Annotated in this window: 15 protein-coding genes and 1 tRNA gene; 8 read left to right on the top strand and 8 right to left on the bottom strand. The window is 63.2% G+C overall.

Annotated elements, in window-relative coordinates; translation table 11 throughout:
- Positions 1–38: 38 nt before the first annotated feature.
- On the bottom strand, positions 39–560 hold the full coding sequence (locus tag J3456_RS08350) for a PAS domain-containing protein (protein WP_349579739.1): 522 nt from the start codon (positions 558–560) through the stop codon (positions 39–41).
- A 400-nt stretch (positions 561–960) separates the two neighbouring features.
- Here J3456_RS08350 and J3456_RS08345 point away from each other — a divergent pair, with 400 nt between their 5' ends.
- Positions 961–2,502, top strand: a complete 1,542-nt coding sequence (locus J3456_RS08345; protein WP_349579738.1) for an MHYT domain-containing protein — start codon at positions 961–963, stop codon at positions 2,500–2,502.
- 14 nt (positions 2,503–2,516) lie between these two features.
- On the opposite strand, the gene J3456_RS08340 is transcribed toward J3456_RS08345, so the two are convergent.
- Together J3456_RS08340 and J3456_RS08335 are read right to left on the bottom strand one after the other, a co-directional pair.
- Positions 2,517–2,603 (bottom strand) — tRNA-Leu (locus tag J3456_RS08340).
- Between the two features lie 62 nt (positions 2,604–2,665).
- Positions 2,666–3,142 carry an Lrp/AsnC family transcriptional regulator gene (locus J3456_RS08335; RefSeq protein ID WP_067622609.1) on the bottom strand — a complete coding sequence of 159 codons (477 nt, stop codon included), beginning with the start codon at positions 3,140–3,142 and terminating at the stop codon, positions 2,666–2,668.
- A gap of 107 nt (positions 3,143–3,249) precedes the next feature.
- Here J3456_RS08335 and putA point away from each other — a divergent pair, with 107 nt between their 5' ends.
- From putA to J3456_RS08315, 4 genes are all read left to right on the top strand, one after another.
- On the top strand, positions 3,250–6,666 hold the full coding sequence (gene putA, locus J3456_RS08330; protein WP_349579736.1) for a bifunctional proline dehydrogenase/L-glutamate gamma-semialdehyde dehydrogenase PutA: 3,417 nt from the start codon (positions 3,250–3,252) through the stop codon (positions 6,664–6,666).
- A gap of 27 nt (positions 6,667–6,693) precedes the next feature.
- Positions 6,694–7,845 carry an amidohydrolase gene (locus J3456_RS08325; RefSeq protein ID WP_349579735.1) on the top strand — a complete coding sequence of 384 codons (1,152 nt, stop codon included), beginning with the start codon at positions 6,694–6,696 and terminating at the stop codon, positions 7,843–7,845.
- Between the two features lie 85 nt (positions 7,846–7,930).
- Complete coding sequence (locus tag J3456_RS08320) at positions 7,931–8,674, top strand: rhomboid family intramembrane serine protease (RefSeq protein WP_349579734.1); 744 nt, start codon at positions 7,931–7,933, stop codon at positions 8,672–8,674.
- Positions 8,671–9,057 carry a GFA family protein gene (locus J3456_RS08315; protein WP_349579733.1) on the top strand — a complete coding sequence of 129 codons (387 nt, stop codon included), beginning with the start codon at positions 8,671–8,673 and terminating at the stop codon, positions 9,055–9,057. Before J3456_RS08320 ends, J3456_RS08315 begins: the two co-directional genes overlap by 4 nt.
- Here J3456_RS08315 and J3456_RS08310 read toward each other — a convergent pair.
- From J3456_RS08310 to J3456_RS08300, 3 genes are all read right to left on the bottom strand, one after another.
- Positions 9,054–10,145, bottom strand: coding sequence for a T6SS phospholipase effector Tle1-like catalytic domain-containing protein (locus tag J3456_RS08310; RefSeq protein WP_502989498.1), 1,092 nt, complete (start codon positions 10,143–10,145; stop codon positions 9,054–9,056). The genes J3456_RS08315 and J3456_RS08310 overlap by 4 nt on opposite strands.
- Entirely contained in the window at positions 10,123–12,420 is a 2,298-nt protein-coding gene (locus J3456_RS08305; protein ID WP_349579731.1) for a xanthine dehydrogenase family protein molybdopterin-binding subunit, read from the bottom strand. Before J3456_RS08305 ends, J3456_RS08310 begins: the two co-directional genes overlap by 23 nt.
- Positions 12,421–12,490: 70 nt before the next feature.
- Positions 12,491–13,651, bottom strand: coding sequence for a type III PLP-dependent enzyme (locus J3456_RS08300; RefSeq protein WP_349579730.1), 1,161 nt, complete (start codon positions 13,649–13,651; stop codon positions 12,491–12,493).
- 100 nt (positions 13,652–13,751) lie between these two features.
- Between J3456_RS08300 and J3456_RS08295 the strand changes: the two genes are divergently transcribed.
- Together J3456_RS08295 and J3456_RS08290 are read left to right on the top strand one after the other, a co-directional pair.
- Positions 13,752–14,192, top strand: a complete 441-nt coding sequence (locus J3456_RS08295) for an Lrp/AsnC family transcriptional regulator (protein ID WP_349579729.1) — start codon at positions 13,752–13,754, stop codon at positions 14,190–14,192.
- Positions 14,193–14,284: 92 nt separating this feature from the next.
- Positions 14,285–17,218, top strand: a complete 2,934-nt coding sequence (locus tag J3456_RS08290; protein WP_349579728.1) for a valine--tRNA ligase — start codon at positions 14,285–14,287, stop codon at positions 17,216–17,218.
- Positions 17,219–17,465: 247 nt separating this feature from the next.
- Here J3456_RS08290 and J3456_RS08285 read toward each other — a convergent pair whose 3' ends face one another.
- Entirely contained in the window at positions 17,466–18,257 is a 792-nt protein-coding gene (locus J3456_RS08285) for a crotonase/enoyl-CoA hydratase family protein (protein WP_349579727.1), read from the bottom strand.
- A gap of 119 nt (positions 18,258–18,376) precedes the next feature.
- Between J3456_RS08285 and J3456_RS08280 the strand changes: the two genes are divergently transcribed.
- Entirely contained in the window at positions 18,377–19,480 is a 1,104-nt protein-coding gene (locus J3456_RS08280) for a pyridoxal phosphate-dependent aminotransferase (RefSeq protein ID WP_349579726.1), read from the top strand.
- Here the strand turns inward: J3456_RS08280 and J3456_RS08275 are convergent.
- On the bottom strand, positions 19,477–20,685 hold the full coding sequence (locus J3456_RS08275; RefSeq protein ID WP_349579725.1) for a pyridoxal-phosphate-dependent aminotransferase family protein: 1,209 nt from the start codon (positions 20,683–20,685) through the stop codon (positions 19,477–19,479). The genes J3456_RS08280 and J3456_RS08275 overlap by 4 nt on opposite strands.
- Positions 20,686–20,774 lie beyond the last annotated feature (89 nt).

The following is a 20,774-nucleotide window of genomic DNA, read 5'->3' as shown; positions in this document are numbered from 1 at the left end:
TCGCCGCTGTTTCTTATTGGGCTATTGAGCATTCGTGGCTAGCTGCCCATGGCGCGCCGCGAAGCCCCCTTCCCCAACGCCCGCACCGGTCCTACATCGTTCGCCGCTGCTTCCAAGCCCCGAAACCGGATGGTTTGAACGCGCCCGTCCGGGCCGCACGCCGCGCTGAACTGTCCGTCGACGATCCGGGCCGTGTCCTCTCCCGGGTGCATCTGAAAACGCCCCCGCGGACACTGCCCCCGCAGGACCTGCGTCCAAAGCTTGCCGATCTCAGCCCCATCGCAAAGCCTTGGGCCAAAGAGATCGTAGATATGCTGCCCGTTCAGACAATCCCCCAGCCCGTAGGTGACGCCGCAGGCCGCCCCATTCGCGTGGCGCACGCGCCCGTCCGGCGCAAAGTCCACTTCGATTTCAGCCATATCGACTTTGACGTTGGAAAGGATGCGCGCACCTTCAGCCCCCGTCGGCGTAACATGACCGAAAGATGTGAAAAGCCCCCCGCAACGCCGCGCCTTGGACGCTGCCCGGCCTGCGAGGCCATCGGGATCGTGCCTAAACATGCGCCGCTCCGCCGCGAAAACGATGGAGATAAGCGGGAATTGCCCCGAGGTAAGCCCCCCGTCAGAACCCGTTATGTCCTTGCGCGAAACCTGCTTGCTCTCGCACTGCCTCCCCCGCCCAAACGCAGGACGCTGCTGCGCCCGACCAATCAACTCCCCGACACGGTGCCGCAGCCGAAAAACAAATCGACGCAAGGGGTTAGACGACCTCACCCGCTCCTTTAATCCGAACATACCCCCGCCTTTTCCTCAGCCCGTTCCAATTCCCATCAGGACCGAGACTTAGCGCCATGCTCTTAAGAGCGGGTTAAAACGTCAGCACAGTGTGAACTTGCGAGGGCCTTATTTTGGCCTTATTCGGCCAGCATTTAACTAAATCTTAGTATTTGATAGGATTAAGATGTTCCGGGTCGCCCACACTATTCATCATGATCACGACCTCGGACTCGTCCTGCTGGCGGCGCTGCTTTGCATTTTTGGCAGCTGGGTGGTGTCGCGGCTTTATCAGCATGTGCTTGAGCAGCCGCGTGCTCAGGCAATGATCTGGTGCTATTTGACCGCGATGACTGCCGGGGTCACGATCTGGTGCACCCATTTCATCGCGATCCTCGCCTATCAGCTTGACGCACCAGCAACCTTCCATTTCTCCCTGACTTTCCTGTCCCTGATCATCGCCATTGTTGGATCGATCTTGGGTGTCGTCATCGCAGGCTTGTTAAAATCACGCCGCGCCACGGTTTTGGGGGGGACGATCTTCGGACTGGCAATCTCGGCCATGCATTACACCGGTATGATCGCCTATCGCGTGCAGGGCACCATCCAATGGGACATGGGCTATCTGGCCGCCTCTGTGATCATCGCGGTGATTCTCGCCACCCTTGCGCTCGGGGCCGCCGGCCGTGGCGGAAAGGGCAGCGTGCTATGGATGACCGGGCTCTTGGCCTTGGCCATTATCCTATTGCATTTCACAGGCATGGCCGCCTTTCAGGTGACGCCGCTCGCCGCGCAGCCTCTCTATGCCAATCCTGTCGAATACCGGCTCATCGCGCTGATTATCGCCGGAACCGCCGCCATCATCGCGCTGGCCGCGCTTTTCAGCTATGTGGTCGAAAACCGGACCCGCAACGAAAGTGTCGAGGAACTGCGTCAGGCCCGCGATGCCGCCGAAAGCGCCAGCCGCGCGAAATCGGAATTCATGAGCGTGCTCAGCCACGAATTGCGCACCCCGCTGACCATCGTCATCGGCTATGCCAGCTTCCTGTCGGAACTCAAGCGTCACAACCTTGCTAAGCTCGAACCGGAGGAGAAACCGGCATCAGAGCATTTCACCAAGATGGGCGATCAGGCGGAACTCTACGGTCAGCGCATCAAATTCGCGGGCGGTCAATTGCTGACCATTATCAACGACATCCTCGATTACACGAATATGGAGTTGAACGACCTCGCGCTGGATAAAGCCCCCTTTGATGCGCGCATCTTGCTGGTGGAAGTGGTCGAGCAGCACCATGGGGCGGCGCATGACAAGACGGCCACGCTGCATATCGACACCCCCCCGCTCACCGTTACCGCCGACCGCCGCCGCTGCCTGCAACTGTTCGGCCATATCGTCGGCAATGCACTGAAATTCTCCAAGGCACGTGACATCTACCTACGCGCCCGGATGCAGGCAGGCGGGTTCATTTTTGAGGTCGAAGACAATGGCGTCGGCATCGCCGCGCAGGACTTCGACCGCATTTTCGAAGCCTTCACCCAGATCGAAGACGCCGACGACCGCGCCGAAGGCGGCACAGGTCTGGGACTGGCGATCTGCAAGAAACTGGCGCTCGCGCATGGCGGGGACATTACGGTTAAAAGCACGCTCGGTCAGGGCACGATCTTTACCGTTTTCATCCCCGGCGCCACGCAGATGGCGGAACCTGCGACGCTGGCCCGAGCAAGCTAAGCCTTTGAAAAAAGTGGTGCGGGCGGTGGGACTCGAACCCACACGGGGCTACGCCCCAACAGATTTTAAGTCTGGTATGTCTACCATTCCATCACGCCCGCATCGGGGCGCACAATAAGCATCACGTGAGCGGTGTAAATGGGGGAATGCCCCGGCCCACGGTTTAGGCCGTATCGGCCAGCATGGTTTCTTTCACCGCCTCCATCGCCACATAGGTCGAGGTGCTGGCCACATGCGGCAGGGTTGAGATGACCTCCCCCAGAAAGCGGCGATATTCCGACATGTTCCGTGTGCGAATCTTGATCAGATAATCGAAATGGCTGGCGATCATATGCGCCTGTTCGATCTCTGGCACCTTGGCGACGGCGACGTTGAAGGCCCGCAGCGCCGCCTCGCGCGTGTCGTTCAACCGGACCTCGACAAAGGCCACATGATCGAGCCCCAGCCGGATCGGATCCAAAAGCGCGCGGTAGCCGAGGATCACGCCGCTTTCCTCCAACCGGCGCAGGCGCGCTTGGGTGGGTGATTTCGACAGGCCAATGCGGCGGGCAAGGTCGGTGATGCTGATGCGGCCATCCTCGGCCAGCACCGATAGAATCGCGCTGTCGAACCGGTCCAGATCGAAAAGTTCATTTGCCATGTGATCACCCCATACTTCAGTCGGATCGACCGAGTTATGGAATACCTTCAGTCGAATATCCCGCCGATCATCGGGTATTCTGGGTCAAACATCAACTGGAGCTTGCCATGCCCCTCGATCACGCCCCCGCCCTTCGCCAAACCATCGACGCGCGCACCTATGCCGACCCGGATGCGCTGCTGACCGAGCTCAAGGCGCAGGCCAATCTCTCTGCCGAAGATCGCGCCCAGATCACCGCCTATGCGGCGGGTCTTGTCCGTGACATTCGCGGCACCTCCGCGCCGGGGATGATGGAGGTCTTCCTCGCTGAATACGGTCTCAGCACCGACGAAGGCGTGGCGCTGATGTGTCTCGCCGAGGCGCTGCTGCGGGTGCCGGATGCAGAGACCATCGACGCGCTGATTGAAGACAAAATCGCCCCTTCGGACTGGGGCCGCCACATGGGGCATTCGACCTCCAGCTTGGTGAATGCCTCCACATGGGCGCTGATGCTGACGGGCCGCGTGCTTGATGATGACCAGCCCGGCCCGGTGCGCCATTTGCGTGCCGCGATCAAACGTCTGGGCGAGCCGGTGATCCGCACCGCCGTCAGCCGCGCCATGCGCGAGATGGGCCGTCAGTTCGTCTTGGGCGAAGACATTCAGGCGGCAATGAAACGCGCCAAGGGGATGGAGAAAAAGGGTTTCACTTACAGCTACGACATGCTGGGCGAAGCGGCCCGGACCGAGGCGGACGCGAAACGCTATCACCTCAGCTATTCCCGTGCGATCTCGGCCATTGCTGATGCCTGCACCCATGATGATATCCGCAAGAACCCCGGCATCTCGGTCAAGCTCTCGGCCCTGCACCCACGCTATGAATTGGCGCAGGAAAAGGCGGTGATGCGTGATCTGGTGCCGCGTCTGCGGGCGCTGGCGCTCTTGGCGAAATCCGCGGGCATGGGCCTGAACATCGACGCCGAAGAAGCCGATCGCCTCGCGCTCTCGCTCGAAGTGATCGACACGGTCATGGCTGAGCCTGCGCTGGCGGGTTGGGACGGCTTCGGCATCGTGGTGCAGGCCTATGGCCCGCGCGCGGGCGTGGTGCTCGACACGCTTTATGACATGGCCAAACGTCACGATCGGCGCATCATGGTCCGTCTGGTCAAGGGCGCCTATTGGGACACCGAGATCAAGCAGGCGCAAGTCGAAGGCATCGACGGTTTCCCGGTCTTCACCCGCAAGGCGGCGACCGATGTGAGCTATATCGCCAACGCCCGCAAACTGCTGAACATGACCGACCGCATCTACCCGCAATTCGCCACGCACAACGCCCATACTGTCGCCGCCGTGCTGCATATGGCCGACGATCCCGAGGCCTATGAATTCCAGCGCCTGCACGGCATGGGCGAGACCCTGCATGACATCGTGATGGAGAAACACGGCACCCGCTGCCGTATCTATGCCCCCGTGGGCGCGCACCGCGATCTGCTGGCCTATCTGGTGCGGCGTTTGCTTGAGAACGGCGCGAACTCCAGCTTCGTGAACCAGATCGTTGACGAAAACGTGCCGCCCGAAGTGGTGGCCGCCGACCCGTTTGACCAGTTGCAAGACAGCGCGCCGACCATCCCGAAAGGCCCGGACGTGTTCCAGCCACAACGCGCCAATGCGCGGGGTTTCGATCTGGCCCACACCCCGACGCTTGCCGCCATCGAAGAGGCCCGCGCCCCCTTCGCCGATGCCACATGGAACGCTGCCCCGATCCTTGCAGGCGAGGCCAATCCAGAGGCGGAAGAGACCGTTAGCAACCCGACCGGCGGAACCTCCCCCGGCACGGTGCAACCGGCATCTGAGGCCGATGTCGCCACGGCGCTGGACAATGCCGCGCTTTGGGACGCCCCGCTCGACTCGCGCCGCGCAGCGCTTTTGCGAGCCGCCGATATGCTGGAGGACCGCTACGGCGAGATCTTCGCCATCCTCGCCCGTGAGGCCGGGAAAGGCATGCCCGACTGCGTGGCCGAACTGCGCGAGGCGGTGGACTTCCTGCGCTACTACGCGGGCCAAGCCACCAACACCCCGCCCGCGGGCATCTTCACCTGCATCTCCCCGTGGAACTTCCCGCTGGCGATCTTCTGCGGGCAGGTCACGGCGGCGCTGGCGGCTGGCAATGCCGTGCTGGCCAAACCAGCGGAGCAAACCCCGCTGATCGCCAAGCTCGCTGTCGAAGTGCTGCATGACGCCGGTGTGCCGCGTTCCGCGCTGCAACTCCTGCCGGGTGGCGGCAAGGTCGGCGCGGCGCTGACCGGCGATGCCCGCGTGAATGGTGTGGCCTTCACCGGCTCCACCGCCACTGCCCTGCGCATCCGCGCCAATATGGCCGAACACTGCGCCCCCGGCACCCCATTGATTGCCGAGACCGGTGGCCTCAACGCGATGATCGTCGACAGCACCGCTCTGCCCGAGCAGGCCGTTCAGGCCATCGTCGAAAGCGCTTTTCAATCCGCGGGCCAACGCTGTTCCGCCGTGCGCTGCCTCTATGTGCAAGAGGATATCGCCGACGATCTGATCCGTATGCTGACGGGGGCCATGCAGGCGCTGAACATGGGCGATCCGTGGCACCTGTCGACCGATGTCGGCCCGGTGATCGACGCGCAGGCGCGCAAGACAATCGTGGATCATATCGAAGCGGCCCGCGCCGAGGGGCGGCTGATCGCCGAGATGACGGCCCCCGAGGGCGGCACTTTCGTCGGCCCGGCGATCCTGCGGGTGGGCAGCATCAGCGAGATGAAACGCGAGATTTTCGGCCCCGTGCTGCATGTCGCGACCTTCAAAAGCCACGAACTCGACGCCGTGATCGACGCGATCAATGCCACAGGCTACGGGCTCACCTTTGGTCTGCACACCCGCATCGACGACCGGGTGCAGCATGTCTCGGAACGGATCGAGGCGGGCAACATCTACGTCAACCGCAACCAGATTGGCGCCATCGTCGGCAGCCAGCCCTTCGGCGGCGAGGGGCTTTCGGGCACCGGACCAAAGGCGGGCGGGCCGAACTATCTGCCGCGTTTCTCGGCACCTGACCATCAGGACGCCGCTGGCACATGGGACAGCGCAGAGGCCAAGCTCCCCGCCCTTCCCGCGCATCAGCCGACTGTGCTGGAAACCCAATCGATGCCCGGTCCGACCGGGGAGAGCAATCGCCTCTCGACCCTGCCCCGCCCCGCGCTGTTGTGCATGGGACCGGGGGCAGAAACGGCTGCCGCGCAAGCCAAAGCCGTGCGCGCGCTTGGTGGTGTCGCGGTCACGGCCTCGGGCCGGATCAATCCCGATGCGCTGACCACCGGCCCAGCCTATGGCGGCGTGCTCTGGTGGGGTGATGACGCCACCGCACGGCAGATTGACCAAGCACTCGCGGCCCGGGACGGCGCAATCATCCCACTGCTGCGCGGCCTGCCCGACACCGCGCGAGTCCGGGCCGAGCGTCACGTCTGTGTTGACACCACCGCTTCGGGCGGCAATGCACAGCTCTTGGGCATGATGGCCTAAGATAAGACGCGAAAATGGAGGAGCGCCATGCTGACGAACAGCGACATTGAAGACCTGACGCAGTTTCGCAGGGCGCTCCACCAATACCCCGAAATCTCGGGCGAAGAGATTGAGACCGCAAGGACCATTGCGGCGGAATTGAAGAAACTCGCCCCGACCCGCATTCTGACGGGTCTGGGCGGGCATGGTGTTGCAGCGGTCTTTGACAGCGGCACGCCCGGCCCCACGGTGCTGTTTCGCGCTGAGCTAGACGCCCTGCCGATCCCCGAAGAACATGACATCCCATGGGTGTCGAAAGTGCCGGGCAAAAGCCATGTCTGCGGGCATGACGGGCATATGACCATGCTGCTGGCGCTTGGGCGATTGGTCGCGCGGCAACCGGTTGCAAAGGGCCGCGTGGTGCTGATGTTTCAACCCGCCGAAGAAGACGGCAGCGGCGCACGCGCCGTGGTCAACGACCCGGCCTATGCCGAGATCGCCGCCGATTATGCCTTTGCCATCCATGTGGAGCCGGGCCGCCCCTTTGGCCATGTGGATACAGCCCCCGCCCTGATCAATTGCGCCTCCAAGGGCATCGCCCTGACTCTCAGCGGCAAGACCGCCCATGCCGCCAGCCCCGAGGACGGCAGATCGCCCGCCGTGGCGCTGGCCAAGTTGATCCCGGCGCTGCAAGCCCTCGGCCCCGGCGGACCGCTCGACGATGACTTCCGCCTTGTCACCCTCACCCACCTGCGCATGGGCGAGCCGACCTTTGGCATCGCCCCCGGCGAAGCGGTGCTCTACGCCACGCTGCGCAGCACCCGTGACGACGCGCTGGCCGAGATCGAAGCCGCCCTGCGCGCCGAGGTCACCCGCAGCGCAAAGGCCCATGGGCTGAAGGCGGAATTCGCAGAGTCCGACCACTTCGCCGCCTCAATCAATCACCCCGAAGCCTATGACATCGCCGCCACGGCGATGAACGCGCTTGGCGTGTCGCACGGGCAGAGAAACCTGCCGATGCGCGCTTCTGAGGATTTCGGCCTGTTCGGCCGCGATGCAAAAGCAGCGATGCTCTGCCTTGGCCTGGGAGAGGATTATGCCGCGCTGCACAATCCCGATTACGATTTCCCCGATGATCTGATCCCTATCGGCGCGGGTATTTTTGAGCGGATCGCGCGGGATTTGCTCGGTTCTGCTTGACAGACGCCCCGGCGGGCGCAGCTAAACATGCAAGTTCCCCCCGTGCCGCTTGACGCTGCGCGCGACTTGGCAAAGGCTGGCCCGCATGTTCCCGATCCGCGATCATAACCCCTCGGGCCGCACACCCTATGTCACCTATGCGCTGATGGCGGTGAACATCGGGGTATTCCTGTCTTCCCTGTCGCTGATGGCGGATGAGCGTGCCTTGGGGGAGTTCTATTACACCTACGCCCTGCTGCCCGCGCGGCTGAGCCATGGAGAGGGGTATTTCGGCCTCATCACCTCGCAATTTCTGCATGGCGGTTGGATGCATCTGGCCGGCAACATGCTGTTTCTGTGGATCTTCGGCGACAATGTCGAGGATGAGATGGGCCACGGGCGCTACCTGCTGTTCTACCTTGCCTGCGGCATCGCGGCGGGGCTGGGCCAAGTCGTGACAGAGCCGCTCTCATGGGTGCCCATGGTCGGCGCCTCAGGCGCGATTGCGGGGGTCATGGGGGGCTATTTGCTGCTGTTCCCCCGTGCCAAAGTGGATATTCTGGTGATCCTAATCGTGTTTTTCCGCATCTTCGCGATCCCGGCTTGGATCATGCTGGGCCTGTGGTTCGGTATGCAATTTATCGGCGGCATCGGTGCCACACCGGGCACCGGCGGCGTGGCCTATTGGGCCCATGCAGGCGGGTTTATCGCGGGGCTGGTTCTGACCCTGCCGCTTTGGCTACGCCGCGGCGGTTTCGCCTTTTGGCGACAGACCGACGGCCACCCGCCCCATGCCGCCGCCGACTATGACCTCAGCGAAAGTCGCATCCCGAAAGTGAGACGCAAATGACCGAAACCTCAGAAACCCGCCGCGCCTCCTGCCATTGTGGGGCGGTGCTGATCGAAGCTTTGTTCCCGCGCGGTCTGGCCTCGGCCTCGCGCTGCACCTGTACGTTCTGTCGCCGTCGCGCGGCGGCCACGGTGACGGCACTGGCCGAGACTGTGACCCTGTTGAAAGGCGCCGAGAACCTCACGCTTTATACATGGGGCACCCATACGGCGCAGCATTACTTCTGCAAGACCTGTGGCATCTATACCCACCACCGCCGCCGCTCGAACCCTGATGAATGCGGCGTGAACCTCGGCGCAATCGAAGGGGTCTTGCCTTGGGAGATGGAGCCGCTGCCCTATAGCGACGGGGTCAATCACCCCTCGGACCGCAAGGGCAGCTAAAGGCTGGAGATCACCCCCTGCATCCGCGCCAGAAGCCCCGGCTGCGGCTCGGCGTGGGCACGGCGCTGGTCCACGCTTTCGTGCAGCCGCTCTGACGGGTCCGCGCCCACCAGACGGCGGCGGCGGGTGACAAGCATTTTGCCATAGCCGCGCCAGCGCCCGATGGAGGGCGCAGCGGGGTCTTGATCAAAGCGTGTGGCCCAGCCGTCGGGGAGCGGCAGACCACTGTCTTCCATCCGCGACAACAGCCAGACCAGCGGGATATTTGCCAAGGGACGCGCGGCCTCATCACCGCCCAACTGCCCGCCGACATCGCCGTGGGTTCCCGGAAACCAAACCTGCTCAAGCCGCCCGGCATAGCCCTCGGGCGTGGTCCACATCACCGGGGCATAGGCGACACGGGTTTCGTTCAGCGCCAGCGCCTGAAAGCCGTTCTTCACATTGCGGCTCAGATCGTGGTTGTGGAACATGTGCAGCGGCTGCGAGAACCGCCAGAACAGCGGCGCGTTCAGGCCCAGCGATTTGACCGTATCCCAAACGCCGATCGCCTCGATCTCTACCTCGGGGTGGCAGTTGGCCCGCGCAAACAATTCGCCCGCCTTGCTCAGATGATGCGCCTCGTAATGGCGGTAGACATCGCGAATGTTACGCTCTGTCGCGACCTCGGCGCGCAGAAGGCCCACCCGGTCGATCACCCCGGCGAGCGAACGCACGGCATAGCCGCCACGCGAATAACCCATCAGGAAAATCCGGTCTCCGGGCCGATAGCGCGAGGCGAGATAGCCATAGGCGCGGCGGATCTGGCGATTGATCCCGCGCCCCATGATCACATCGCGCGCGCTGCGCCAATCGCGCCATTGCAGACCCGGCTCGTAGTAGATCGACAGGGCACTGCCCATCTCGCGGCACAGGCTATAGGCGATGCCAGCGTTGGTCTCTCGCCCCAGTTCGAGCGAAGACATGGTCCCATCAAGGATAATGACATGGGTCACCGCCCCCCGGCGCGGGCCGAAGTCACTTTCAGGCCGTCGCCATAAACGCCCAAAGAGCCGTTGGAACAGGCTTTTACTCGGCTGCGATTGCGGCACCTTGCAGCATCTCCCAGACCCTATGCGGGGTGAAAGGCATATCCGCCTGCCGCACACCGCGTTCCCAAAGCGCATCCTGCACCGCGTTCGACACCGCCGCCAGCGCGCCCACAGTCCCAGCCTCGCCGCAGCCCTTCATGCCCATGGCATTGGCGGTCGAGGGAACAGGCTCAGACGTGAAAGAGATCATCGGCAGGTCGGCGGCGCGGGGCATGGCGTAATCCATGAAGGAGGCGGTCAACAGCTGGCCGTCTTGGTCATAGACCACCCGTTCTTGCACCGCTTGGCCGATGCCTTGAGCGACCCCGCCATGTACCTGCCCTTCGGCAAGCATCGGGTTGATCAGATTGCCAAAATCGTCGACCACCGTGTAGCGGTCGAGTGTGACCACGCCCGTCTCAGGATCAATCACCACCTCGGCCACATGCGCCCCATTAGGGTAGCTGCGCCCCGGCAGGCTGGCGCGTTCATCATGGGTCAGCAGATCATCCCGGCCCTTGGCACGGGCCATCTCGGCCACTTCCAGCATTGTGGGCGTGACGTTTGACCCTTCGGCGCGGAAGCGTTCGTCGTCGAAGGAAATATCGCCCGCGTCCACCCCCAGCTCATCGGCCAAGAACGCCGTAAACACTTCTGTAATTTTCGCCACGGTCGTTAAGGTCGCCGTGTTCTGCGTGGTAACCGAACGAGAGCCGCCCGTGCCGCCGCCCTTTTTAATCAAGTCACTATCGCCCTGCACAACGCGGATCCGCTCCGCCGGAATCCCAGTCTGATCCGACAGAAACTGCGCATAGACCGTTTCATGCCCCTGTCCGTTGCTTTGGGTGCCGACATAGATCGCCACGCTGCCATCCTCCTCAAAGACCACTTTGGCCCCTTCGGAAGGATCGCCTAGAATGCTTTCGATATAGTAACACAAACCCTGCCCCCGCAGCAGGCCGCGTTTGGCGTCCGCAGTACGGCGGGCGGTGAACCCCGCGCGGTCGGCCTCTTCGCCCGCGCGGGTCAGCAAGCGCGCGAAATCGCCCACGTCGTAAAGCTCTCCGGTGGCGGTGGTATAGGGAAACTGATCCGGTTTGATGAAGTTGATCCGCCGCAGTTCCCACGGATCGACGCCCAACTCTCGGGCCGCGCGGTCCATCAGACGCTCCAGCACATAGATCGCCTCGGGTCGCCCTGCACCGCGATAGGCGTCGACCTGCACAGTGTTGGTGTAATAGCCCTCGACATGCAGATAGGTGTCTTGCACGTCATAAACGCCCATCAAAACCTTAGAGAACAGCGTCGACTGGATCGGCTGGCCAAACTGGCTGTTATAGGCCCCGAGGTTGCAGCGCGTGTCGACACGGTAGGCAGTAATCTTGTGGTTTTCGTCAAAGGCGAATTCGGCCCATGACACCAGATCGCGCCCGCCATTGTCGGTCAGCATCGCCTCAGTCCGCTCCGACATCCAGCGCACCGGACGGCCCAGCGCCCGTGCGGCTTGGGCGATGCAAAAATACTCAGGGTACGTCATCGCCTTCATGCCAAAGCCGCCGCCGACATCGGGATTGGTCACGCGCACGTTGTCTTCGCCGAGGCCAAAGGCTTTGACAAAGAAGTTCTTATGCGCCCAGACCCCTTGCCCGCCCAGCGCCACATGCAACCGGCCATCGGCCCATTCCGCATAGCATCCGCGTGGTTCCATCGAATTGACGATGATGCGGTTGTCGCCGACCTCCAGCTTGACGCGGCGCGCAGCCTTGGCAAATGCCGCCTCAACCTTGGCCTCATCTCCCATGCCCCAGTCAAAGGCGCGGTTGTCGGGGGCCTCGGCGTGCAATGTCTCGCCACCGGGGGCGATGTCCATCTTGGCAGGCAGGTCATCTGCGTCGAATAGGATCAACTCGGCAGCGTCGCGCGCCTGTTGCAGGGTTTCGGCCACAATCAACGCCACCGGTTCGCCAACATAGCGCACCCGGTCTTTCGCGAGGATTGGCCGCAAAGGTGCGGCCCCTTTGCTGCCGTCGCGGTTATCAACAACCGTATGGGGCAAAGCGATGTTCATTCCCGCCGCTTCTAGATCGGCGCAGGTCAGCACCAGATGCACGCCCTCCGCTTCGCGGGCATCGCTCACGTCCAATTCGGTGATCACCCCATGGGCCACGGGCGCGCGGAAAAAGACGCCCTGCAGTGCGTCCCGGGGTGCGATGTCATCGACATAGCGGCCCTCGCCGGTCAGGAAACGGTGGTCTTCCACCCGTTTGACCGGCTGGCTTTTCCCGAACTTTTCCATCTGACGCTGCCCCTGCTGCCCTGCCTATTCCAGCCCAACAGTAGCGGGCGAACCGCCAGTGTCCAGAGGCTCAGGCCGCCTTGCGTTTGGGCGCGGCCCCAAGGTCAGAAACAAGCGTGATGCCCGCCAGCCCATAGCCATTAAAGGCGGTCGACATGGCGATGGAATATGCCCCCATTCCGCCGAACAGCAGATAATCCCCGGTCTGCGCATCCTCAGGCAATGGCAGGCCGTCGGGCAAACGGTCCAACGAATCGCAAGTCGGGCCAAAGACCACGCGCGGTGTCGGCGCCCCTTGGCGCAGCGCCCCCTCAGGGCCGACCACATCCACCAGCCCAGACAGGCCCATGTCCCGCAGATCGGGCAGACCGCCATAGATACCGTCATTCAAGAACAAGGTCCGCCCAGCGTTGCGCATCCCCTTGATACGGGTCGCCAGCACGGCGGCATCGGCAACCATCGCCCGCCCCGGCTCGCAAAGAAGCGAGGGCGCATCCGTGCCAAAACTCTCGGCAAGCGCCGCCTTCACCGCGGCAAAAACCGCCCGGTGATCCGGCGCGTCAAATCCACGGTCTACGGCAAAACCACCGCCGATGTTCATCCGTTTGATCGAGACACCCGCCATCCGCAGAATATCCGCCGCCGCATGGACATATTGCACCCAAGCCTGCGGATCATTGCACTGCGTGCCGGGGTGGAAACACATGGACGGAGTGAACCCCATCTCAGCCACCGCGCGCAACAGCTCCGCCGCCTGCTCAGGGGCCGCGCCGAATTTCGACCCGAAATCATAGGCCGCACCCTTTACCGGCAAGGCAAAGCGCACCGCCACTTCATTGTAGCGCGGCACGTCGCGCAGCTTGGCCAGTTCCGACATATCGTCGATTGACCAGCTATAGACGCCCGCCGCGATCCCGGCCTGAACCTCTGCCGCCGAGCGGACAGGGTTGTTGTAATGCAGCACCGCTTTCGGGCAGACCGCGCGGACTGCCGCCATCTCGGCCGGGGACGCCACATCGAAACTGGTGATGCCCGCCGCCACGAGGTTCGACAGCACCTCGGGTCGGTCATTGGCTTTGACCGCATAGGTCACCAACCCGTCGAAGTCCGCCTGAAATCGCCGCGCCGTGGCTTGCAGCACCGAAGGGGCAAGGAACAGCACCGGCGAGTCGGGACTGTGTTTCGCCAGATAGGCGGCGGGCGTAGCTGAAAGGGGGGCGGTATGCTGCATGATGGCCTCTTGTTTGCTTTTCCCCAGTGAACCGCGAATTTTGGTCGATTCATCGTGTCAAACCGCCTAGAGTGACAGAAACTTCAGGCAGAATGACGACATGGCACATCAACTTGACGATACAGATCGCGCTTTGATCGCGGCACTTCAATCCAACGCCCGCCTGCCGGTCGCTGATCTTGCCCGTAGTCTCGGGCTTGCCCGCACCACCGTTCAGGCCCGGCTTGAGCGGCTAGAGCGCAGCGGTGCCATCGTCGGCTACACCCTGCGATTGGGTGAAGCCGCCCGCGCCCCGCTTCATGCCACGGCTCTGGTCAACATCGAACTGCGCGCCGGTCCCGCCGTGTTGGCCCGGTTGCGCAGCCTGCCCGGCGTGCAGGTCGTCCACACCACTTCGGGCCGCTTTGACTTGCTGGTGCAGATCGCAGCCCAGACCACTCAGGAACTGGACGAAACCCTCGACCGGATCGGCGAGACGCGCGGCGTGAAGGGCAGCGAAAGCCTCATTCACCTCAGTACCAAGATCGACAGGCGCGGCTGACCCTACCCCGCGTCGCCCACAGCCTTCTGTCAGGGGTCTTTCCCTCACCGCACCAGACCGCTAAACGGGGCGCAACAAAAGGGATCATGACCATGGCACTCGAAAAGACCTTCAACGCCGCCGAGGCGGAAAGCCGCATCTACGCCGATTGGGAGACCAAGGGCGCGTTCAAAGCGGGCGCAAATGCGCAACGTGACGAGCATTTCTCGGTGATGATCCCGCCGCCGAATGTCACCGGCTCGCTGCACATGGGGCATGCTTTTAACAACACGCTGCAGGATATTTTGGTGCGCTGGCACCGGATGCAGGGGTTCGACACCCTCTGGCAGCCGGGCCAAGACCACGCGGGCATCGCCACGCAGATGGTAGTGGAGCGTGAACTGGCCGCCACAGGCCAGCCCGGCCGCCGCGAGTTGGGCCGTGAGGCGTTTACTGCCAAGGTCTGGGAGCAGAAGCAGAAATCTGGCGGCACGATCATCGACCAGCTGCGCCGTCTTGGTGCCTCCTGCGACTGGTCGCGCAACGCCTTCACCATGTCCGGCGCGCCGGGTGCGCCCGAAGGCGAAGAGGGCAATTTCCACGATGCCGTCATCAAGGTCTTCGTGGATATGTACAACAAGGGGCTGATCTACCGCGGCAAGCGGCTGGTCAACTGGGACCCGCATTTCGAGACCGCGATCTCGGACCTTGAGGTGGAAAGCACCGAGGTTGACGGCCACATGTGGCACTTCAAATACCCCCTCGCGGGTGGTGCGACCTATACCTACGTCGAGAAGGACGAGGACGGAAACGTGCTGTTCGAAGAAACCCGCGACTATATCTCCATCGCCACCACACGGCCCGAAACCATGCTGGGCGACGGCGCGGTCGCAGTTCATCCATCGGATGAGCGTTATGCCTCAATCGTCGGAAAACTCTGCGAAATACCCGTTGGCCCGAAAGAGCAACGCCGCCTGATCCCGATCATCACCGACGAATACCCGGACAAAAACTTCGGCTCCGGTGCGGTAAAGATCACCGGTGCACATGACTTCAACGACTACGGGGTCGCCAAGCGCAACGGCATCCCGCTTTATGCCCTGATGGACACCCAAGGCCAGATGCGCGCCGATGGCTTGCCCTACGATCAGGCCGCCGCCCGCGCCCAGGCGTTTGCCGACGGGTCGGAAACCGCCCCCGAGGACGCGACCGAGATCAACCTCGTGCCGGACGCCTATCGCGGTCTCGACCGTTTCGAGGCCCGCAAGCGCGTGGTCGAGGACGTGACCGCCGAGGGCCTCGCCGTGATGACCGAGGCAACCGACCCCCGACTTGGCCGTGCCGCCAAGAAAGCCCCCGTTGAGCCCGGCGAGGGCGGCGAGATGCGCACCGAGGAAGAGAACCTCGTGCCGCTGGTGGAGGCCAAGAAGATCATGCAGCCCTTCGGCGACCGCTCCAAAGTGGTGATCGAACCGATGCTGACCGACCAGTGGTTCGTCGCCACCGACAAGATCGTGCAGCCCGCCATCGACGCGGTGCGCTCTGGCGAAGTCACGATTCTGCCCGAGCAGGACCGCAAGGTATATTTCCACTGGCTAGAGAACATCGAGCCCTGGTGCATCTCGCGTCAACTGTGGTGGGGGCATCAGATCCCGGTGTGGTTCGACGACGAAGGCAACGAATACTGCGCACCGACCGAGGCCGAAGCGCAAGCGATGGCACCCGGCAAGACCCTGCGCCGCGACCCCGACGTGCTCGACACCTGGTTCTCCTCCGGCCTCTGGCCCATCGGCACGCTGGGCTGGCCCGAGCAGACATCGGAGCTGGAAAAATACTTCCCCACCTCCGTGCTGGTCACCGGCTTTGACATCATCTTCTTCTGGGTCGCCCGAATGATGATGATGCAATACGCCGTGGTCGATCAAAAGCCCTTCGACACCGTCTATGTCCACGCGCTGGTGCGCGACGAGAAGGGCAAGAAGATGTCGAAAAGCTTGGGCAACGTGCTCGACCCGCTGGAGTTAATCGACGATTACGGCGCGGACGCTGTGCGCTTCACGCTGACCTCCATGGCCGCCATGGGGCGTGACCTGAAGCTCAGCACCCAGCGCATCGCGGGCTATCGCAATTTCGGCACTAAACTCTGGAACGCCCACCGCTTTGCCGAGATGAACAACGTCTTCGACAGCATGCCCGCCGCGATGCCGCAGCCGCAGGCCACGCTGAACAAATGGATCGTGGGCGAGACCGCCCGCATCCGCGAAGAGGTCGACGTGGCGCTTGGAAACTTCCGTTTCAACGACGCGGCCAATGCGCTTTATGCCTTTGTCTGGGGCAAGGTCTGCGACTGGTATGTGGAGCTTTCCAAGCCGCTGTTGCAAGACGACGCGCCCGAGGCCGAAGAGACCCGCGCGACGATGGCTTGGGTGTTGGAGCAATGTCTGGTGCTGCTGCACCCGATCATGCCCTTCATTACCGAAGAGCTGTGGCAGACCACCACCAAGCGCGACCAACTGCTCGCCCTGACCGATTGGCCGACCTACACCACCGCCGATCTGCTGGACGCAGAGGCAGACCGGGAACTGAACTGGGTGATCGGCCTGATCGAAAGCATCCGCTCTGCGCGTCAGCAGATGCATGTGCCCGCCGGGCTGAAGGTGCCGATGCTGGTGACAGAGATGGACGACGCCGCCCAAGGCGCATGGGACCGCAACGAGGTAATGATCAAACGTCTCGCGCGGGTCGAGAGCATTGAGCGTGCCGAGAGCTTCCCCAAAGGCACCGTGTCGATTGCGGCACCGGGGGCCAGCTTTGGCCTGCCACTGGCCGGGTTGATCGACATCGACGCCGAGAAGGCGCGTCTGCAAAAGTCGCTCGATAAGCTGGGCAAAGAAATCGGCGGGCTGAAGGGGCGATTGAACAACCCTAAATTCGCAGCCTCCGCCCCAGAAGAGGTCGTCGCAGAGGCGCAGGCCAATCTGGACGCGCGTCAGGAAGAGGCGGATCAGTTGCAGGCGGCACTGGACCGGCTGGCTGAACTGGGCTGAGGTTGAGGGCGTGGCGGTTTAGCTGCCACGCCAAAAACGTCACGCGAGCCGGGCAGCGCCAGACCGCGGGATGGCGCTCGCCACTTCTCAGTGGGGCAGTTTATCCCTGCCGCTCATATGATCAGCTTTCAGGACATCGCCGCGATTGCAAAAGCGCCAGCCCGTCCGGGCGGTCTGGCGCTGCCCGGCGGCCTTACGGCCTTGATTCCGGGCTGTGGTGCGCGATGCTAACGCCGCGCTTGCCAGCCTACTTAAACACCGCAGGCCGCTTGCCAAACTCCGCCGCGATCACCTCCATCTGCTCTGGCTTGCCCAACAATGCCGCCTGCTCGCGCGACTCCGCCTCCAGTACATCCACATCCGAAGCCCCGGATTCCGCGTATCCAATCAACCGCTTGGCGGCACGCACGGCATTCGGCCCCTTCCCCGCAATCACCTGCGCCAGTTCCAAAGCCGCTGCCTGCGGATCATCGGCGAGTTCGGTCACCAGCCCCCAGCGTTCCGCCTGCGCCGCATCCACCGGAACCGCTGTATAGGTCAACCGCCGCAGCACATCCGAGCGCACCAACCGCGGCAGCAACACCATGCCGCCCATATCCGGCACAATGCCCCATTTCATCTCCATCACCGCGAGCTTGGTACCCGGCGCGGCAATGCGAATATCCGCGCCCAGCGCCAATTGCATTCCGGCCCCATAGACCACCCCATGCAGCGCCGCGATCACCGGGATCTCCAGCCGGTGCCACACCATCGAGACTTCTTGCCACTTGTTCGTCGTCCCCTCCCCGTGGGTGCGCGGCATGATCAACGCCTCGACGTCCTGCCCCAGCATCCCCGAGAGCCCGCCAATATCGATGCCCGCGCAAAAACCTTTGCCCTCGCCCGACAACACCACCACGCGGGCATCCGAAGCCGCAACCTCCTGCCCTGCCGCGATGATCGCTTCGATCATCTCATCATCCACGGCATTCATCTTGTCGGCACGGGTGAGGATCACATGGGCGATATGGTCTTCGATCCGGGTGGTGACGCGGGGCATGGCTGTTCTCCTGAATGTTTGGCGCAGTTCAGCGCAGATCAACGCGCGGCACCAGCAAAACGTGGCGGCAGGCGCTGCGACCCTTGCCCTCCCAACGGCGCAACCCTACACCTTGGCGCATGACATATGCACGCCTCACCCCCCTCGCCGAACGCCTGCCCGCCAACGTCCCCTTCGTGGGCCCCGAAGCGCAAGAGCGCAGCCTAGGCCGCCCCTTCAAAGCGCGGCTCGGTGCCAATGAAAACGTCTTTGGCCCTTCGCCCCGCGCCATCGCAGCCATGGCTGAGACGGAGATGTGGAAATACGGCGATTCCGAAAGCGTGGAGCTGCGCGCGGCACTGGCCGAGCTGCACGGCATCACGCCCGACAATATCATCGTTGGCGAAGGCATCGACGGGCTGCTGGGCTATCTCGTCCGTCTGCTGGTGGACGAAGGCGATGCGGTGGTGACCTCGGAAGGCGCTTACCCAACCTTTAACTACCATGTTGCGGGCTTTGGCGGCGTGCTGCACAAAGTGCCCTACCGCGACGATCACGAAGACCCGGCGGCGCTTTTCGCCAAGGCGGCAGAGGTTGACGCCAAGCTCGTCTACCTCGCCAATCCCGACAATCCGATGGGCACTTGGCATGAGGGTGCAGTACTGCAACGCGCGCTTGACGATCTGCCCCAAGGCAGCCTGCTTTTGCTGGACGAGGCCTATATCGAATGCGCACCTGAGGGCACAGCACCCCAGCTTTCCGCCGATGACCCGCGGGTGATCCGGATGCGGACCTTCTCCAAAGCCTATGGCCTCGCCGGGGCGCGGATCGGCTATGCGATTGCAGCGACCGAGTTGATCACGGCCTTTCACAAGGTTCGCAATCACTTTGGCCTGAACCGCGCGGCGCAAGCGGGTGCCTTGGCGGCGGTGCAGGATCAAGACTACCTTAAGCGAGTTCAGACCCAGATCGCCGAAGCCCGCGACAGGATCGCTCAAATCGCTGAAAAGAACGGGCTGAGCACCCTGCCCTCCGCGGCCAATTTCGTCGCGATCGACTGTGGCGGCGATGGCGCCTTCGCCAAGGCGGTGCTGGATGCCCTAGTGGCGCGGGGCATCTTTGTGCGGATGCCCTTTGCCGCGCCGCAAAACCGCTGCATCCGCATCAGTTGCAGCACGGCTGAGGAACTGGATCACTTCGCCGCCGCATTGCCCAGCGCTTTGTCCGAAGCGCGCGGGGCCTAGGCCCCGCCGATCACCTCCGCCGCCGCCTGCAGCGCGCCGGGCCCGTGGTTGATCTTTAGCGCCGAAAGCCCGGCTTCGATCCCGCCGAGCAGGCCCATGATCATATGGCCGTTCACATGGCCCATATGGCCAAGGCGGAAAAAACCATGCCACGCAGGCTGTCCGGGCAGGGCCATGCCCAGCCCCACGCCCAGTGTCAGCCCCAGATTGCTCTGCACCCAATCGCGCAACTCTGTCGCATGGGGCGCCTGCAGCCGCAGGGCGGTGACGGCATGACTGCGCAGGGCGCGGTCTTCGATGTTGAACCGCAGGCTGCCTTCGGCCGACCATGCCTCGCAGGCCGCCCAAACCGCGCGGGCCAAGGTGGCATGGCGCTGCCAGACCTGCTCGATCCCCTCTTCATGGATCATGTCAAGGGCGGCCCGCAGACCATAAAGGTGATGCGTGGGCGCGGTGCCGCCGTGGTATTGATAGAACTCCTCTGCATGGGCGCGCGGCGACCAATCCCAATAGCGGCTCACCCGCGGCAGTCGTGCGCGGGCTTCCTCGGCCCGATCGTTGAAGAAAACAAACGCCATGCCCGGCGGCACCATCAGCCCCTTCTGCGAGGCCGTGACCATGACATCGACGCCCCAAGCGTCCATCTCGAACCGCTCGCACCCGAGCGAGGCGATGCAATCGGCCATCAAAAGCGCGGGATGGTCCACTTCATCCAACAGACGGCGCAGGCCGGGGACATCGTTGCGCACCGAGCTTGACGTGTCGACGTGCACCGCCATCACCGCCTTGATCTGGTGGCCCGTGTCGGCCTTCAAACGCTCCGCCACCTGCGCCAGATCGACCGGCGCGTTGCGGCCAAAGTCGAGGATATCCACCTCCGCCCCCAGCCCCGTTGCCATCTCGGCCCAGCCATGGCCGAAACGCCCCGTGGCCAAGACCAGCACGCGGTCGCCCGGTGCTATGACATTGCTCAGCGCGGCCTCCCAAGCGCCGTGGCCGTTGCTGATATACATCGCCACATGACGATCTGTACGCGCCACACGTTTCAAATCAGCCGCCAGTGCCGGCATCATCTCAACCAACTCACCCTCATAGATATTGGGGGCGGCGCGGTGCATCGCGCTCAGCACCGCGTCGGGCATGACCGAGGGGCCGGGAATGGCAAGGTATGAACGACCTTGGACGAGTTTATTCTGCTTTGTCATGATATTGGCTGCCGTATTGAAAATGCGCGACCGGGCTGCGGTCGGGCGCAGCTTACTGCCCGCCGGGCCGGGGTCAACACGCGATCGGA

The sequence above is a fragment of the Sulfitobacter sp. NFXS29 genome (assembly GCF_040148765.1).
Taxonomy (GTDB): domain Bacteria; phylum Pseudomonadota; class Alphaproteobacteria; order Rhodobacterales; family Rhodobacteraceae; genus Sulfitobacter.
This window is presented reverse-complemented; position numbering and strand designations above follow the sequence as displayed.

Coding starts and splice junctions, on each gene's coding strand:
- J3456_RS08350 (WP_349579739.1), bottom strand. CDS start 560: ATGTTTAGGCACGATCCCGATGGCCTCGCAGGCCGGGCAGCGTCCAAG.
- J3456_RS08345 (WP_349579738.1), top strand. CDS start 961: ATGTTCCGGGTCGCCCACACTATTCATCATGATCACGACCTCGGACTC.
- J3456_RS08335 (WP_067622609.1), bottom strand. CDS start 3,142: ATGGCAAATGAACTTTTCGATCTGGACCGGTTCGACAGCGCGATTCTA.
- putA (WP_349579736.1), top strand. CDS start 3,250: ATGCCCCTCGATCACGCCCCCGCCCTTCGCCAAACCATCGACGCGCGC.
- J3456_RS08325 (WP_349579735.1), top strand. CDS start 6,694: ATGCTGACGAACAGCGACATTGAAGACCTGACGCAGTTTCGCAGGGCG.
- J3456_RS08320 (WP_349579734.1), top strand. CDS start 7,931: ATGTTCCCGATCCGCGATCATAACCCCTCGGGCCGCACACCCTATGTC.
- J3456_RS08315 (WP_349579733.1), top strand. CDS start 8,671: ATGACCGAAACCTCAGAAACCCGCCGCGCCTCCTGCCATTGTGGGGCG.
- J3456_RS08305 (WP_349579731.1), bottom strand. CDS start 12,420: ATGGAAAAGTTCGGGAAAAGCCAGCCGGTCAAACGGGTGGAAGACCAC.
- J3456_RS08300 (WP_349579730.1), bottom strand. CDS start 13,651: ATGCAGCATACCGCCCCCCTTTCAGCTACGCCCGCCGCCTATCTGGCG.
- J3456_RS08295 (WP_349579729.1), top strand. CDS start 13,752: ATGGCACATCAACTTGACGATACAGATCGCGCTTTGATCGCGGCACTT.
- J3456_RS08290 (WP_349579728.1), top strand. CDS start 14,285: ATGGCACTCGAAAAGACCTTCAACGCCGCCGAGGCGGAAAGCCGCATC.
- J3456_RS08285 (WP_349579727.1), bottom strand. CDS start 18,257: ATGCCCCGCGTCACCACCCGGATCGAAGACCATATCGCCCATGTGATC.
- J3456_RS08280 (WP_349579726.1), top strand. CDS start 18,377: ATGACATATGCACGCCTCACCCCCCTCGCCGAACGCCTGCCCGCCAAC.
- J3456_RS08275 (WP_349579725.1), bottom strand. CDS start 20,685: ATGACAAAGCAGAATAAACTCGTCCAAGGTCGTTCATACCTTGCCATT.